The following is a 14437-nucleotide window of genomic DNA, read 5'->3' on the forward strand; positions in this document are numbered from 1 at the left end:
GGGCGACCCCGGAGGACCTACCTCCATCTCTCGCACAGCACCGCGTCCAGAAGCTCCTACATCGACGCCTCCTTCAGCGTTCGTGGCACACGACCCGCGACAATGCCGGGCCGGCCGCGGAGCCCGGGACCAGGCCAACCAAGCGCGACCGCCGGGTCGCCGCCCGTACCAAGGCGGCGGGGCCGTCCGTTCCGCGGACTGCCCAGGCTGCCGACGAGCCCGAGAGCACACCGGCACTCGAGCCGGCTGCGGCAGCCGAGGCCGAGGAGAAGCTTGCGAAGGTGATCCCGCTCGGCCTGTTCGACCCGCTCGAAGACCTTGGAGACGACGATGACCCTGCCGGACGCCGAGGACGATGCAGGCCAGCACCTGACCACGAAGGACGGCTGGCGCAAGTTCGTGGCCGGCGCCCCGGCACCGCCGCCGATGCCGAGCCCGAAGGTCTTGGCGACCTACTCGCAAGAGACTCGCCGCAACCTCGACGAGGCCCGCCTCGACCACCACGCCCGGCTGCTGGTGGTGGCCACCTCCACGGTCCGGTACACCGTCACCACCGGCCGGCGCCTGGTGATGCTGAACCGGCACGCGATCAGCGCCCGGCGGGGCCTGATCGTCTCCGGCCCGGCCGGGACCGGCAAGACGATCGCCATCACCCAGCTCGGCCTAGCCCACGAACTTGCCGACCGAACCGTCCACCCCGAGGCCACGGGTCGGATCCCGGTCCTCTACGTCACCGTCCCGCCGGCCGCGACCGCCCGTATGATCGCCGCCGAGTTCGCCCGCTTCCTCGGCCTACCGGTCCACGGCAGGCTCAACACCGCCGACATCATCGAGTCCGTCGTCGGCGTCTGCACCACCGTCCGCAGCGGCCTCGTGATCGTGGACGAGGTGCACAACATCTCCCTGACCACCCGTCAAGGTGCCGAGGTATCCGACACCCTCAAGTACTTCTCCGAGCGCATCCCGGCCACCTTCATCTACGCCGGCATCGACATCGAGCACAGCACGATCCTCTCCGGCACCCGCGGAGCCCAGATCGCCGGCCGCTTCACCCTCATCCCCACCCACCCTTTCCCCTACAACGACGAATGGACCGGCCTGGTCAAGACCATGGAGGACACCCTCCTGCTCCACCACCACGAACCCGGCACCCTCGTCACCCTCGACCGCTACCTCCACGAACGCACCGGCGGCATGATCGGCGCCCTCTCCCACCAGATCCGCGGCGCCGCGATCGACGCCATCCTCACCGGCACCGAGAAGATCACCCGCGACGGGCTCGACGCGATCCCGTTGGACGTCACCGCCACCACGCAGGCCTCCAAGAAGGGGAAGGGCAGCAGGTGGCAGGCCGTTCCGTGAACCGTCAGCCGGTGGTCGAGCTGCCCGTCCAGGTCTTCCCCCGGCCCTGCGAGGGCCCCTACAACTTCGTCCGCCGCCTCGCCGAGGCCAACCACCTCCCGTTCATGGCCCTGGTCGCCCACCTCTGCGACCCGCCCGACTACCGCGGCTCGCTCAACTGGGACCGCATCGCGGCAGCCGCCGGACGCGACCGCGACGAGCTGCGAGAGCTTCTGCAACGGACCCCGCCTCCGTCGCCCGATCGGCTGACCTGCGAGTACTGCGGTCGCTTCCCAAGGCCGGGAACCGACCCGGGCCCGCAGCCCTGGTTGTGCTCCGCCCGCTGCCGGCGCCGCAGCGAGCTGCTGACCACTGCCCCTTCGAGCCTCAGAGTCCTCCCCGACCGGCGCGAAATCCGCCCCTGCCCCGGCTGCGGCACCCGCTTCGTCCGGACCGCCGCCAGTACCCGCGCAACCTGCTCCCAGCGGTGCCACGCAAGAGTCGCCCGCACCCGGCAAGCCGAGCTCGACCTCTATACGAACCCGGATATTAAGGACTAAGCACCGAATCTTCCGAGTGCGCTGCCGGCTGGGGGCCGCAAGGTGGCTCGTGCAACTGTTCTTTCCTCCCAATGAGTTGGTTGCGGCTGGGTAGTCTGATCCGTACTCGTCATTCAGGCCACGGCCAGGCTGTCCGGGCGAGGGCAAGGTGTGGCGGGGTACTTCAAATGGGGGGTGTTCATGCGAGGCGATGGACAGAGGGAGGATCGAACGGGAGATGGGGATGTCCACAACGAGTTCTCAGGAGTCGGCGGCCCGGTCGTCTTAGGACGGGACTTCCTCGGTCCCGTCACCATCAACCACTCCGTCGATCCACCGGTTCGGGCAACTGGGGATCCTGAGCTGTTGAGGGCGGCAGACGATCTGGCGTCTGCTGTCAGACGCCAGTGGCGGGAAGAGGCCGCGCTGAGACGGCTGAACGACCCCTATCCGCTTCCGGTTCGCTGGAAGCCAGCCGCTTCGGAGCTCATGGAGCCCTGGCACTCGTTGATCCAACTGGCCATGACCGGAACGGGTTGGGCGCCAGCAGCGCGGTCCGGCTGGGCGTCCGGGCCGGAAACGTTGTCCGGGGGTGGCAGCGAGCTGGTAGAGGTCCTAACCAGAGTGCCCACGGGTCGCCTGGTCGTGCTGGGAGAGCCGGGCTCCGGCAAGTCCGTTCTCCTGGTGCGCTTGGTGTTGGATCTGCTCGCGCGGCGCCGCCCCGGAGATCCGGTTCCAGTGCTGGTACCGCTCGCTTCGTGGGACCCGGATCGGGAGGAACTGGATCTATGGCTGGAGCGGCGGCTGGGCATCGACTACCCGTGGCTCGCCGACCCCGGCAGGACAGGAAGTAGCAGGGGGCGGGAGCTGTTTGATGCCGGCTGGCTCATGCTGGTCCTGGATGGCTTGGACGAAGTCCCGGACGGCGTCAGAGGACGTGCGATTGCTCGGATCAATGACACTCTCGGTCTCCAACCGAACCTCGCCATGGTCCTCAGCTCGCGCAGCGCCGCGTTCGCCGACACTGTCCGGCCTCGCAACGGACCCGAGGTCAGGGTGACTGCTGCCGCGGGGATCGAGATCGAGCCGTTGAATCTGGATACCGTCGCCTCATACTTGCGCGACTCTGCTGGTGGCCCAGTCCACGAGGCCCGCTGGCAGGCGGTATTCGACGCGCTTGCCTCCGAGAACGATCCCCATCCCCTGAGCGACTTGCTCACCACACCTCTGATGGCATACCTGGCCCGCGTCGCCTACTATCCATCGCTTGGCTCGGCGGGCCCCACGGCGCTCAGTTCCAGGCGGGACGGCCACCCGTCTGACCCGGCACACGACTCCGCCCAGCGATCCCAGCCAGGGCAACGCCCCCCTCTCGTCGGCCACCCAGTCGAGCTTCTGGACCGAACCCGGTTTCCCTCAGCTACCGCACTCCAGGCTCACCTGCTGGACGCCTTCGTTCCGGCCGCCTATAGAAGCCAACGGCCACTGCCCCAACTCCCGGCCAACCGGTCCTCACGAACGAAGAGCAACTGGACGCTGGAGCAGGCGGGCCGCTTTCTGACCTATCTCGCCCATGACCTCGAACACCGCCAGCAGGGAACCACCGACTTGAGGTGGTGGGCCCTCCCTGACGCGGCGCCGAGGATATTGCTCGGCGCGGTCGTGGGACTCGTGGCGGTGCCGGCCGGGGTGCTGATGCCGTTCGGCGCCTGGCTGGGGGTCGGCATGGTTGTCGGCGTCGTCGTGGCGGTCATCGGTCGCCGGTGGAGTCCACCCGCCCGGAGTTTCAACCGAGGGCTCGCAGGAGGCTTGATCGGCAGCCTGCTCGGGTCCGCTCTCGGGCTCGGTATACGTGCTGCGCTGGGGATCCAGAGCCCGGCAGGGTACGTGGTCAGCGGACTCGCGCTGGGCCTTGTACCCGGTTTCCTGGGAGGCTTCCGGGCCGGGCTGGCAGGAGGGATCGCGGCTTCCTTCGCCGGGGCGTTCGTCGGTGAGCCTCAGATGGGAGACTCTGCGCCGCTGGTCAACAGCATCGGGTTCGCCGTAACCGCAGCTTGCGTGGTGACTTTTGGTCACAGTCGCCTTCCGGCACGTGGGCTGCGGTGGTCGCCTCTCGGCATCCTTACCGGATTGGGTGGCGGTCTCGCTCTCGGGATCGCCGTCACCATGCAGGCCGGCTTGTTCAACGGGCTGCTTTCGGGGCTGGTGGGTGCTGCTGGGGGTTCGTTCGGTGCAGGCCTGGAGGCCAAGCCGGCTGAGGCGACAGCAGCAGCGGACCCGCAGACCTTGCTTGACCAGGACCGTGCCACGTTCTGGACCACCGCGTCGGCCGGAGGCCTCGCCATCGGCATCGCTGCCGCCTTTGTCATTGCATCGCTGCTCGGGCCGTGGCGGGGGGTTCTGACCGGTGTGGCCGACGGGCTGGCGACCGGCCTGGCCTGGGGCTTTCTCCAGGCCAGGTACGGATCGTTCACGATTTCCCGATGGTGGCTCGCCCTACGCGGCCACGTACCGTGGCGCTTGATGCCGTTCCTTGCTGACGCACACAGGCGAGGAGTACTCCGACAGGTCGGCTCCACTTATCAACTTCGCCACGCTGAACTGCAGCGTCGACTTGCGGGGAAGGCCTGAGCCGGATTCGTGTGCCCTTGATTCAGTCCCCGCGCGAGACCCCCTCGGCGGAAGACGTCGAACCAGTCGGGTCAGAGCGGGCTGGCTCACCGGGTGCGGTGCGGGGCCCGGGCGACCCCTGGTTGGTGATGGTGAGGCCGGAGAAGTCCCTGCCCAGGACGACGGGACCGTACTGCGTGCCCCCACTGACCTCGTTAGTCACCGCACCCTCACTCGCCCGCACCGATTGGGCCTGCTGCCACCAGCTCTCCAGCCCAAGCCGAAACTCTGCGTTGAGCGCGGCACGAACAGCAAGCGCCGTACTCAACCGCTGGGCCCGCTCCAACTCACCTGGATCCTGTGCCAGCGCCGTAAGTTCGGCCTCACCGGAACTCACCACAAGCGCACCGCTCTCGCTGCTGTCCGCATCGCTGTGACGGAACGGGCGGCGGACCAGTGCGCTCAACGCCGTCCATGCCTGCTTCCCGGCTTCACCACCGACGCCGCCTGCCAGAGCCGCCAGCGCGGCTGCCGAGATCGGATCCATCACCACTCCCAGGTCAACTTGTCGGTTGTCGTGTCTGCCCACCGTGGACGGGCAGCCCGCCCACAGAGCATGCCCCGTCCAACAGCAACGTGCTCCCAACTCAATGGACTTTCAGACAAGCCGAGCTGACGATCCTCAAAGACTCCCCGGCCGTCAAAGTCACCTGTCAAACGGTCAAGATCACCTGTCAGAGGACAGCGACCACGGCGGCGGAGTGCGGGGCGCCCGGACGGTGTCGGTCAGCACCCGGGCGGCGCCGGGCCCGAGTGCCCGGCGCCTGGTCGTGCTCACCCGGCGGAACCGGTGGCCGTGGTGGCGGCGCGGCCGGCGGTGGTGGCGGCGTCCAGTTCGTCGGCGAGCAGGGTGAGCTCGCGCGGCAGGTCGCCGAGCACGCAGGACGGCATGGCGGCCGCGAGTGCGCACACCGCGACCAGCGGCATCCGCTCGCCCGGCGCGAGGTCGGGCAGGGTGCCGGTGTGGGTGGCGCCGAGCAGCACGTCCGCTGCGAGCGAGTAGCGCAGCTCCTCGGCCAGCTGGCCTTCGCCGCCGGGGATCACCTCCTGGTGGCTGGCCCGCTCGATCCCCGCGGCCGCGTGCTCCAGGACTCGGGCGTGGTCCTCGCTCTCCTGGCGGCCGGCCAGCTCGCGCATTCTCTAGGGTGACGACGGGTGTGGTGTGACGTGGTGTGAGGGCGCGTCGTTGTTCCGCTGGGACTCGTTCTCAGTGGGTGCGGCTCTGTGGCGGGTTGTTGCATCAGCCGTCAGATTCTGGAGTTGCGCGTGCGGGCTTTCCCCATCGTCCTGCCTTCGGGCAGCCGGTACTGGACAGTTGTCGACGATGATCTGGAGGTTGTTCCGGCCGCCGATCACTGGCTGCACTACCTGCGGTTCGGTCAGAGCAGAGCCGAGCTGACCACCAAGTCCCATGCCGGCGGTGCGGCGCTCTATCTGCGATGGTGCCAGGCGACTGGCCGGCAGTGGCCGACAGCGGCCCAGGATCTGGGTCTGTTCATCGTCTGGCTGAAGTACTCCCCCTCCCGTCCGGCCAGCGGCGCCGGCGTGGTGATGCTCGGGCCCGGAGCCGAGCCGGCACGCGGCGAGCGGAGGATCAACGCGGTGCTGGCCGCAGTACGGGGACTGCTCTCGCACGCGGTGTCGATTGGTGAGGCTCCGTGCTTGGTGCTGGGACAGATCTACGAGCTGGCCGACAGCCGGGACCTGCCGTCGGCGGCGCAAGGGGAGGACAGCGGCCTCTCCTACCGGCTGAGGGCCCGCCACCGGCTTCGGGAGCCGGAGGCGGACGTCGACCGCGCCACCAATGAGGAGTTGGTGGCCATGTTCCTGGCCTGCCGCAACGCCCGGGACCGACTGATCGTGCTTCTGCTGGGCCGCGTCGGTCTGCGCCGCGGCCAGGCAGCCGGGCTGCGCCGGGCCGACTGCCACCTGCTCGCGGACTCCCGCGCGCTAGGCTGCGATCATGCCGGAGGGCACCTGCACGTGAAGCGGCGGGAGAACAGCAACGGGGCCTGGTCGAAGTCGAAGCAGGCGTGGGTCATGCCCGTCGACTTCCTCGTGGTCCAGGCATTCGACCAGTACACCGACGAGCGCCACGAGCTCCTCGGGGCGGGCGGCAGTGACTTCCTGCTGGTCAACCTGTTCCGTGCACCGCTCGGCGCCCCGATGACCCCCGACGCGCTCGGCGAGCTTGCGAGCGCCTTGCTCGCCGCGCGAAGCTGTCCCGGAAGGTTGGCCCGCACATGGCCCGCCGCGCCTTCGGCAGCAACGTCGCAGATGCGTAGCAAGGCGGCCCTTGCTACACCCTGCTGCTGCTTCCGGCGGTGCAGCAGCAGTGCGTGCTGCACCGCCGGCGTGCTGTGACTGCGACGGCCCGCGCAACCGCCGGCTGCGCAACGGCCGGGGCGGGTGCGACGGTGCGATCCGGGATCGCGACCGCCCGGCCCGCGATGCGCAACGGCGGGCGCGCCGCCATCGCGCCGGGTGCGAATCCGCAGGTGGGGGCGGTGCGACGGGGATCGCAGACGCGGCCGCCGCAGGCCTTGGCCGGGCGGTCGGCCGGGCCGATTGCGCACCGGGCCGGGTCCGGCGGATGCGCATGCGCATGTTGGCAAGCAGGCCACTGCGCATGCGCAAGGCGCCGTTGCGCAGCGGGTTGCGCATGCGCAGCGGGACAACCGGGCCGTTGCGCGGGACAACCCCGGACAAGGGGTCGGCGGGTAGCAGGACAAGGGGGCGGGCGGCTACGGCCGGTGACGGGACAACATGCTGTGCTGCGCCGGGCAGCGGGACAACGTGCAGCACCAGGTGCAACAGCAGCACTTCCGACCGCTGCACCGCTGTCCCGTGCAGCAGCAGCGGTGCAGCACGGCGCGGACCGCTGCACCTGGTGCAGCAGCCGGGGAGTTTCGGACCGGTCGTTCTCATGAAGAACGGCGAGGACGGCAAGACCCCGTTCCTGTACTACATCCGCCACGGGCTCAAGACCGAGATCTACTGACACCACGCCCACCGCCGCGCCCGCCGCGCCCGCTGAGCGTGGGCCGACGCGCGGCCCGCGCTCAGGCCCGGGCCGCCTGCAGCGCCGGGCTGCAGACCGTCCCCACCCACCCGGACGTGTGCGGCGGCCTCGCCGCCTGCGAATCGGTCGGGGAGCGGAACCGGCGAGCGCGCTCCACGTGTCCCATCAACCGGTGGTCACATGACGGACGATCACGCACCGCGCCTCGCTGTGGGGGGGAGCCCCGCTTCCCTCCGCGAGGTGAAGCCGAGGGCACCATGAAGGAGATCCGATGATCGGTGGCATGCTGTTCCTTCTGAGCTGTGGGCTGACCTTCATCGTGGCGGTGGTCATGGCGGTGCGCGGGACCCGGAAGGCCGTGGGGGCCACGCGGGTGGGCACGGGGATCAAGGGGTTGGCGGAGCAGCCGGGTTGGCGTCTGCACCCCCTGAAGTCGCCCCGCTGGGAGGGCCACCTGGCCCACTTCCCCTGGCTGACCGCCCAGACCCGCCCGAGCGAGACGGCGAGCGGGCCGCTCACGCTGACCGGGCCGCTCACGGGTAAGGAGGCGACGGTCTCGATCCTGATCAAGCAGCTGGACGGCGACGTCGACATCTGGCTGGCCGTCTGCACCAAGCTGGCGCAGCCGCTCTCGCGGGCCACGCTGGAACGCGACTGGAGCAGCGCGGCACAGCACATCCGGTGGCCGCAGGGCCTGGTCTACGGGCCGCGCGGCGAAGACACCGCCGCTCTGGAGGAGGCACTGCTGCACGGTGGACTGGAGGAGCGGCTGCTGGCAGTCGGGGCGCCGGCGGTGTCCTTCCTCGACAGCGAGGTGTGCCTGCTGTGGCACCCGATCCCCGACGGCCGGGCGCTGGGGGCGCTGACCGCGGCAGTGGCGGATCTGCTGCCCGACCTGGTGCGCGCGGCCGCCCACCAGGATGGCCCGGCCGACGGGCCTGCCGGCGACGGCCCGGCCCAGGCCCCGCAGGCCTGAGCCGGCCGGCCGCCGCCCAGCGGTCTCAGCGCGTGGTGCCTCAGCGCTTGGTGCCGTCCACGATGACGGGCGTGCCGTTGGCACCGCAGGGGCTGGCGTAGACAGGGTTCTTCTCGGCCACGGCCTTGAAGGCCTCGATGCACTGACTCAGTAGGATCTTGTCGGTGAGCGAGTTGGCGATCGCGGCGTTGGCGGCCGCGGTGCTCTCGGCCTCGATCTTGCGCTTCTCCGCCTCGGCCTTGGCCGTGCGCACGGCCGCCTCCGCCTGGGCGGTGGCCTGGTCCTGCGCGATCTTCTGATCGATGGCCTTCTGCAGGCCGTCGCTCGGCCGGACGTTGCGCAGGTTGACGCCGTCGACGAGGATCCCGCGCGGGGCCAGCCGGGCGGTGACCAGCTTGTCGATCTCCGAGCTGATCGCCTCCCGCTGCGAGCTGTAGCCCTCGACGCTGGGACCACTTCACCGTGAGGTCGGCGAACAGCACCCCGCCCTCGGAGGAGCGGAGTGGCGGGCGAAGACGTTGCGGACGATCTCCCGGCTGTCGGCGGGATCTTCACCGACGTCAATCCAAAGACGCGCCGCCCCGGCGATCAGGTCCAGCTCGACCAACTACCTTGGCCGGGCCGCTGGCCGCAGCGACATGCTTACAGTAGGCAGGACCTGGACGGCCGAGCCAGGAGGTCAGGCCGTCGGCAGCCGTACGTGAACGCCGTGCGGGTCACAGCGGCTGCCGCCAGTTGCGGTAGGCGTGTGGGGGCCGGGCGAAGCCGCTGTCGCGCCGTCACCCGCAGCTGACGGCCTCCCGACGCTTGGATGCCTTCCTTGTCCTCCTCGACGAGGAGGACAAGGACCTGCGTCTGGAGGCGGCCTTCGCGCTCGCCCGCCGCGAAGATCCACGGGCCGAGCAGGCGTACGAGCGGGTCGGACCGCTCGATGCCTTCTCCGAGCATGACCACCGGTTGTTCGCTCTCTGGCGGTACCGCACACCCAACCAGCCCGATCAGGTCTGACAAGTCTCCGCCGCGCTGGTACGCCGAGCGCGGCTACGACGGGCCAGCGGTCTTACTTGGACGAAGTGGCTGGGGCGGCGGTGCGAGCACCCGAGCGTCTCACCGAACTCGGGATGCGCTGGGAGTAGCTCGCACATCCCGCGAGGCTGGCCGCCGAAGTGCAACACGGCACCGCCCGGCCCGCCCAGGAGGGCAAAAGCCCAGTTCAGGGGTGCAACGCGGGGCCGCGTTGCACCCCTGTGTTGCAGGCTCGTAGTCAGTCGGCGGAGGCGGGCTCTGGTGCGGTCAGCGGCCCCGGCGCGGACCGTTGCTGAGGCAGGGGTAGGTTCTCGGATCGGGCCGGCGCGGTCCACGCCGCGAGCCATGCACGGAGTTCCTCCTTGGTGTAGCGGTGCGTCCCCGACTTGTCCTGTATGCCCTCGGGGAAGGGAATTCCGCGCCGGGTGGAGCGGGCGCGGTACGTCCTGGTGGTGCTGGCCTTCCAGGGCAGCAGGCCGTGCTCCCATGCTTGCTGGAGGGTGTACCTCTCGAGGCCGTCCGGCCAGCCCTGCTCACCTGGGGGTTCCGGAGCGGGCTGGACCGGCGGGACGACCGGACTCGGGCCACAGACGTGGGGACGCTCCTGAGCCAGCAGAGGCTGGAGCCCTGCCAGCACCCGGGCCAGCGACGCGCCCGGCGCCCCGGCTGCGGCAGCCTGTGCGGTCAGCTCCGCCACATGGGCGTCGGTCAGGCGCACTGCCGTAATCGCCTGGTTCCGGGCTTCGACGGCGTCGTTCAGCGCCTTGAGGTGAGATGTCCATTCCATATCCCTGCCCAACGACCCAGGGCCACCCGAGGTACGCCCTTGGCCAACCCGGCCACCAGGCCGGGAGCAGAAGGCGGCAGTCTCGTCATCTCGCCACCGGAGGCCGAAGCGACGCGGCGAGCGCGCCGCGCCCGGTGGCCGAGCGTGGCCACCAAGAAGCGCTTCAGGCCGCCTCTGCCCGTCTGTGCCGCCGCGTTAGAGGAATCGGCGGCGGGCAGGCCCGGCGGGGGCGGTCTGGCGGCCTTCCAGCGCCGCCCGCAAGCCCCGGCCCCCACCCCACCGCGAGCGGCCGGCACCAGCCGGACGCGAGAGAAGAAAAGGCCCGCCGCAGGCGCAGCAAACCCTCAACGCCACCGCCCCACCCAACCAGCCAACCACCGCCCACAAAGCCAAGGACAGGAAGGGGAAGGAGAGGGTTGTCGGGGTGGCAAGTTTCGCCTTGACGGCGACTCACCACGGCATCTGACCTGCTGTTTTACCCGGAATCCGGGTGCAGCGGCCGGGATGGGCGGCCACCGGTTGATGCACTGGTTCTCACCACCGGTTGTCGCACCGGTTAGTGCACCCGTTGTCGGATCGTGACCGGATGGGCCGATCTTGGTAAGAAAAGTGGTGAGAGGCGCGGGCTTCCCTACGGGTGCTCGCCGCCACCGGGCGGCGGGCACCGACCTTTGAGGAGCCCGTGATGGCGACGCCGCCCGAGATCGACCACGCCGTGGTTGCTGCGCTGTACCAGTTCCGGATGGCCACGGCCGAGCAGCTGCGCGTCCTGCACACCCCCGACAGCCGGCCGGAGCTGATGCGCCGACGCCTTCGCCGGCTCAAGGACGAGGGCCTGGTCGAGGACGTCGTACTCCCGCAGGCCGGCAGGCTGCGGGCCTGGTACCTGACCGAGCGGGGCGCGCGGATCGCCGCCCGCTTCCCGGAACTGGAGGGCGTGGCCTCCCCGCCGCTGCCCGAGGACAAGACCGAGGCGCGGCTGCGGGTCGGGCACATCCTGGCCGTCACCCGCACCCAGGCCGCCTTCGTCGCTAGCGCCAGGACGGCCGGGGACGAGTGCCGGCCGCTGGACTTCCTGCCGGAGGTCTACCACCGCTACGGCGAAGGCCAAGGCGGTGCGGTCATCCCCGACGGGCTGCTGCACTACACCGCCGTCGCGGGCGGCCGGAGGCTGTGCCGGGCGTTCGTCGAGGTCGACCGCGGCACCATGGCCAGCGAGAAGCTCGCCGCCAAGCTCATCGGATACGCCGCTTCCGCGACCACCACCCCGTCCCCGCGCATCTGCGGCGCACCGCCGGCGCGCAGAGCATCCTGCCGGCCCGGCAGCAGCACTACGTGGTCTTCCCGCGGCTGCTGTTCGTCCTCGCCGACACCGGCGAGCGGGCCGCCCGGCAGCGCATCCGCGACCTCCAGAGCATCGCGGATGCCCACCCGCAGGTCGCCCGGATGCTGATGACCGTGAAGGCCGACGCGGCCCGCCTGGCCGACCTGGAGCAGCACGGCACCAGCGCGGCGGTGTGGCACACCCTCACCGACCACACGCGGCCCCTGTGCGGGGCCTGGGAGCTGTAGGGCGCAGCGGTCGGTCCGGGGCGGGTGGCAGACGCGCGGGATCGCGGGGGCTGAGGCTGGCTACAGCACGTCGGGCGCCCAGTGGATCTCGCCTGGATAGACGTGAGCGCCGGGTGACAGGACGCGGGTGCCATAGTCGGCGTCCGGGGCGACGACCCAGCCGACGCCGGTGTAGGCGGTGGGGCTGGAGGTGCGGGGGACGCTGCACTGGGCAGTGTCGGTGGTCAGAGTCTGACTGGCTGGGATGGTCAGCATCTGGAGGTCCGCCACTCCCGGGCAGGTGCGGAAGTCGGAGGTTTTCGCGGTGTACTTGAGGCGGGCCTTGACCGTCGCCGGTCCGGTGCCTCGGTTGGTGATCTCCAGGGCGAAGGAGATCCGGTCGGCCTGGACTCGCGTGCACACCCGCCACTTGACGGAGCCCGGGCCGGAGTTAAGCGGGCTGCAGCGGCTGTCGGCCCCGAGGGAGTCCTTCTCCAGGCCGGGGGGTTCGGACGCGGATCAGCTCGCCGCACTGCGTGGCGACCGCCAGGTCGAGTACGTCGAGCACGACTGCGTCGGCGGCGTCGCCCGCTACCACCGCGTCCTCGGCCCGCACCGCGTCGTGGGCCAGTACTCCATCGCCGTGGCTGACGACGGCGATCTGCGCGCACTGCTCGCCGGACTGGACGGCACCCTGCTGCACGCGTGCGACGAGGTCCGCAGGTTCGCCGCCCGGCTGACCGATCGGCAGCGCGACCGGCTCCGACGCAACCCCGAGGTCTTCTCCGTCGACGACGACCAGTGGGAATCCGTCGACTGAGCCCGACACCCCGACCGGGCACTCCGCAACTGCAGGGCCTCCACCCCCGTCCCGCACGCCGTCGAACCGCCCGGTCACCGCTCGGGAGTCGCAGGAACGAGGAATCGCGCGGGAGTGCCGGCACCGCAACGGCGTCGTCGGGCAGGCCGGTCACGCCACGAGTCCTCTGCTGGTGGGACACGGTTCGATCACATGCCCTCGCCGCCGCCCCGGGATGCGCAAGGGTGGCGCCGCTGTCCGAGCACCACCCTCAGAGGAAGAACGTCCTTCATGAGCCACCCTGTTCAGAACGCCCCCAAGCGCCCCGTCTACCGAAAGGTCCGCGTCGTCGCCCCCGTCGCCCTGATCGTCGGCATCGCCGTCGGCGCGGCGGGAGGCGGGGACAAGAAGAGCGGCACCCCGGCGGCCGCACCCACCGTCACTGCCACGGTCACCGTTCCCGCTGCGGCGGCCAAGGTTCCCGCCCCGCTTCCCACCGCCACCGTCACCGTGACAGCCGAGGCCCCTGCGGCCCCCGTGGCGCCGAGCACGCCGGACAAGCCCAAGGGCGAGACGATCGGTGGCGACGGCAGCTACGAGGTCGGCGTCGACGTCCAGCCCGGCACCTACAAGAGCAAGGGCCCCAAGGCCGGTGGCATCGGGATGTGCTACTGGGAACGCAACAACGGCGGCGACGGCGTCGGTTCCATCATTGCCAACGACACCGTACAGGGCCCCGCCACCATCACCATCAAGCCGGGGGACAAGCTCTTCAAGACGACCGCCTGCCAGGACTGGGTCAAGACCGGCTGATCCGAGGAGAGTCCGACGACCGGGTGCCCCGCGATCCGCGCAGCAGGCATCGGCCTCGCGGTGCAGCCGCGTGGGTCCGGCTGCCGCTGCCGGTGCTTCTCGTGGCAGGACTCGGGAGCGCACCGTGCCCACCCCGCCCGGCCAGTGGGCGGGTAGACGGTGGGCCACAGCCGCAGGTCGTGCGTACGGGCCCACGGGCGGCGCAGCGAGGACTCGAACGCCGCCTTCGCCGCGCCCAGCAGACCGGCCGGAACAAGCTCAGCCCCGCGCAGCAGTGGGCGCTGGAGCACGTCCTCGGGCTGGAACCGCTGCCCGCCGAGCAGAAGCCGGCGGGGAGGGTGACGCACGCGGAGAAAGAGCGCCGCAACCTCGCGGCCGCCGCCCAGTACCGGGAGCGGGAGAGGCACCTGAACGAATTGCCTCAGTACCGTGAAGGGGACTGTCTGCTCAGGATCGAAGCGCACATACGGTGGCTTCTCTACGTCCGGGTCGTGGGCGACAACGGTGACCGCGACGATGCCGGGCATGACGGCGTCCTGATGGTGTGTCCCCGCCCAGATGGCGGGTGCTGTGCGGGCCTCACTCAAACTCGAAGATCCAAGCTTCCTCGGACTCCACATGAGCCGCTTGAAAGCAGTAGTAGTCGCCCTCGTCTTCCCATACCTCGGATGCCATGCACGCATGCTGCCACAGCACCGCCGGTCATTCGCATGACGTTCGAAACAGCGTCACTTGGGCCAGATCAACTGAGACAACGCTCGGCATCCAACTGTCCGAGACCCGATCGCCTGAGACTCTCGGCCACCTGGCGTCTCAATTACTGACTTCGGCTTTTCAGGGTGGTAGGTCGAGGGAGAGTCCGGTTCCGGCGAGGAAGCCGTCGAGGACGTCGGGGCGGTACTGGAGTCGGTTG

General features: G+C 70.1%; 15 protein-coding genes and 1 pseudogene. 10 read left to right on the forward strand and 6 right to left on the reverse strand.

What is annotated here, in order from left to right; translation table 11 throughout:
- The first annotated feature begins 330 nt into the window (after positions 1-330).
- The 3 genes from ACZ5WK_RS39430 to ACZ5WK_RS39440 all read left to right on the forward strand — a co-directional run bounded on the left by ACZ5WK_RS39430 (position 331) and on the right by ACZ5WK_RS39440 (position 4511).
- The gene (locus tag ACZ5WK_RS39430) at positions 331-1362 is read left to right on the forward strand and encodes a TniB family NTP-binding protein (RefSeq protein ID WP_465555269.1); all 1032 of its coding nucleotides are present in this window, start codon (positions 331-333) and stop codon (positions 1360-1362) included.
- Positions 1359-1901, forward strand: coding sequence for a hypothetical protein (locus tag ACZ5WK_RS39435; RefSeq protein WP_465555271.1), 543 nt, complete (start codon positions 1359-1361; stop codon positions 1899-1901). The genes ACZ5WK_RS39430 and ACZ5WK_RS39435 overlap by 4 nt, the downstream gene beginning before the upstream one ends.
- A gap of 501 nt (positions 1902-2402) precedes the next feature.
- Entirely contained in the window at positions 2403-4511 is a 2109-nt protein-coding gene (locus ACZ5WK_RS39440) for an NACHT domain-containing protein (RefSeq protein WP_465555296.1), read from the forward strand.
- Between the two features lie 22 nt (positions 4512-4533).
- On the opposite strand, the gene ACZ5WK_RS39445 is transcribed toward ACZ5WK_RS39440, so the two are convergent.
- Positions 4534-5037 carry a hypothetical protein gene (locus ACZ5WK_RS39445; RefSeq protein ID WP_465555272.1) on the reverse strand — a complete coding sequence of 168 codons (504 nt, stop codon included), beginning with the start codon at positions 5035-5037 and terminating at the stop codon, positions 4534-4536.
- 287 nt (positions 5038-5324) lie between these two features.
- Positions 5325-5687 (reverse strand): hypothetical protein, encoded by a 363-nt coding sequence (locus ACZ5WK_RS39450; RefSeq protein WP_465555274.1) that lies wholly within the window; start codon positions 5685-5687, stop codon positions 5325-5327.
- 129 nt (positions 5688-5816) lie between these two features.
- Between ACZ5WK_RS39450 and ACZ5WK_RS39455 the strand changes: the two genes are divergently transcribed.
- Both ACZ5WK_RS39455 and ACZ5WK_RS39460 read left to right on the forward strand, forming a co-directional pair.
- On the forward strand, positions 5817-6914 hold the full coding sequence (locus ACZ5WK_RS39455) for a tyrosine-type recombinase/integrase (protein WP_465555276.1): 1098 nt from the start codon (positions 5817-5819) through the stop codon (positions 6912-6914).
- 941 nt (positions 6915-7855) lie between these two features.
- The gene (locus ACZ5WK_RS39460; protein WP_465555278.1) at positions 7856-8548 is read left to right on the forward strand and encodes a hypothetical protein; all 693 of its coding nucleotides are present in this window, start codon (positions 7856-7858) and stop codon (positions 8546-8548) included.
- A gap of 40 nt (positions 8549-8588) precedes the next feature.
- On the opposite strand, the gene ACZ5WK_RS39465 is transcribed toward ACZ5WK_RS39460, so the two are convergent.
- Both ACZ5WK_RS39465 and ACZ5WK_RS39470 read right to left on the reverse strand, forming a co-directional pair.
- Positions 8589-8801 carry a hypothetical protein gene (locus ACZ5WK_RS39465; RefSeq protein WP_465555280.1) on the reverse strand — a complete coding sequence of 71 codons (213 nt, stop codon included), beginning with the start codon at positions 8799-8801 and terminating at the stop codon, positions 8589-8591.
- Between the two features lie 36 nt (positions 8802-8837).
- Positions 8838-8963, reverse strand: a pseudogene (locus tag ACZ5WK_RS39470) (prohibitin family protein); the annotation flags it as partial.
- A gap of 392 nt (positions 8964-9355) precedes the next feature.
- Here ACZ5WK_RS39470 and ACZ5WK_RS39475 point away from each other — a divergent pair.
- On the forward strand, positions 9356-9556 hold the full coding sequence (locus ACZ5WK_RS39475) for a hypothetical protein (RefSeq protein WP_465555282.1): 201 nt from the start codon (positions 9356-9358) through the stop codon (positions 9554-9556).
- Positions 9557-9812: 256 nt separating this feature from the next.
- On the opposite strand, the gene ACZ5WK_RS39480 is transcribed toward ACZ5WK_RS39475, so the two are convergent.
- Positions 9813-10361 carry a hypothetical protein gene (locus ACZ5WK_RS39480; RefSeq protein WP_465555284.1) on the reverse strand — a complete coding sequence of 183 codons (549 nt, stop codon included), beginning with the start codon at positions 10359-10361 and terminating at the stop codon, positions 9813-9815.
- Positions 10362-11046: 685 nt separating this feature from the next.
- Between ACZ5WK_RS39480 and ACZ5WK_RS39485 the strand changes: the two genes are divergently transcribed.
- On the forward strand, positions 11047-11814 hold the full coding sequence (locus ACZ5WK_RS39485; RefSeq protein WP_465555286.1) for a replication-relaxation family protein: 768 nt from the start codon (positions 11047-11049) through the stop codon (positions 11812-11814).
- Entirely contained in the window at positions 11808-11933 is a 126-nt protein-coding gene (locus ACZ5WK_RS39490) for a hypothetical protein (RefSeq protein WP_465555288.1), read from the forward strand. Before ACZ5WK_RS39485 ends, ACZ5WK_RS39490 begins: the two co-directional genes overlap by 7 nt.
- 60 nt (positions 11934-11993) lie before the next feature.
- Here ACZ5WK_RS39490 and ACZ5WK_RS39495 read toward each other — a convergent pair whose 3' ends face one another.
- Complete coding sequence (locus ACZ5WK_RS39495) at positions 11994-12335, reverse strand: hypothetical protein (RefSeq protein ID WP_465555290.1); 342 nt, start codon at positions 12333-12335, stop codon at positions 11994-11996.
- A 7-nt stretch (positions 12336-12342) separates the two neighbouring features.
- Between ACZ5WK_RS39495 and ACZ5WK_RS39500 the strand changes: the two genes are divergently transcribed.
- Positions 12343-12732, forward strand: coding sequence for a hypothetical protein (locus tag ACZ5WK_RS39500; protein ID WP_465555292.1), 390 nt, complete (start codon positions 12343-12345; stop codon positions 12730-12732).
- A 270-nt stretch (positions 12733-13002) separates the two neighbouring features.
- Positions 13003-13524, forward strand: a complete 522-nt coding sequence (locus ACZ5WK_RS39505; protein ID WP_465555294.1) for a hypothetical protein — start codon at positions 13003-13005, stop codon at positions 13522-13524.
- Positions 13525-14437: the final 913 nt, after the last annotated feature.

The organism is Kitasatospora sp. NPDC032757 (assembly GCF_055579305.1).

Excerpts from the sequence above, each read along its gene's own strand:
- ACZ5WK_RS39430 (WP_465555269.1), top strand. The coding sequence starts at position 331 with ATGACCCTGCCGGACGCCGAGGACGATGCAGGCCAGCACCTGACCACG.
- ACZ5WK_RS39460 (WP_465555278.1), top strand. The coding sequence starts at position 7,856 with ATGCTGTTCCTTCTGAGCTGTGGGCTGACCTTCATCGTGGCGGTGGTC.
- ACZ5WK_RS39445 (WP_465555272.1), bottom strand. The coding sequence starts at position 5,037 with ATGGATCCGATCTCGGCAGCCGCGCTGGCGGCTCTGGCAGGCGGCGTC.
- ACZ5WK_RS39490 (WP_465555288.1), top strand. The coding sequence starts at position 11,808 with ATGCTGATGACCGTGAAGGCCGACGCGGCCCGCCTGGCCGACCTGGAG.
- ACZ5WK_RS39485 (WP_465555286.1), top strand. The coding sequence starts at position 11,047 with ATGGCGACGCCGCCCGAGATCGACCACGCCGTGGTTGCTGCGCTGTAC.
- ACZ5WK_RS39450 (WP_465555274.1), bottom strand. The coding sequence starts at position 5,687 with ATGCGCGAGCTGGCCGGCCGCCAGGAGAGCGAGGACCACGCCCGAGTC.
- ACZ5WK_RS39505 (WP_465555294.1), top strand. The coding sequence starts at position 13,003 with ATGAGCCACCCTGTTCAGAACGCCCCCAAGCGCCCCGTCTACCGAAAG.
- ACZ5WK_RS39480 (WP_465555284.1), bottom strand. The coding sequence starts at position 10,361 with ATGGAATGGACATCTCACCTCAAGGCGCTGAACGACGCCGTCGAAGCC.
- ACZ5WK_RS39440 (WP_465555296.1), top strand. The coding sequence starts at position 2,403 with ATGACCGGAACGGGTTGGGCGCCAGCAGCGCGGTCCGGCTGGGCGTCC.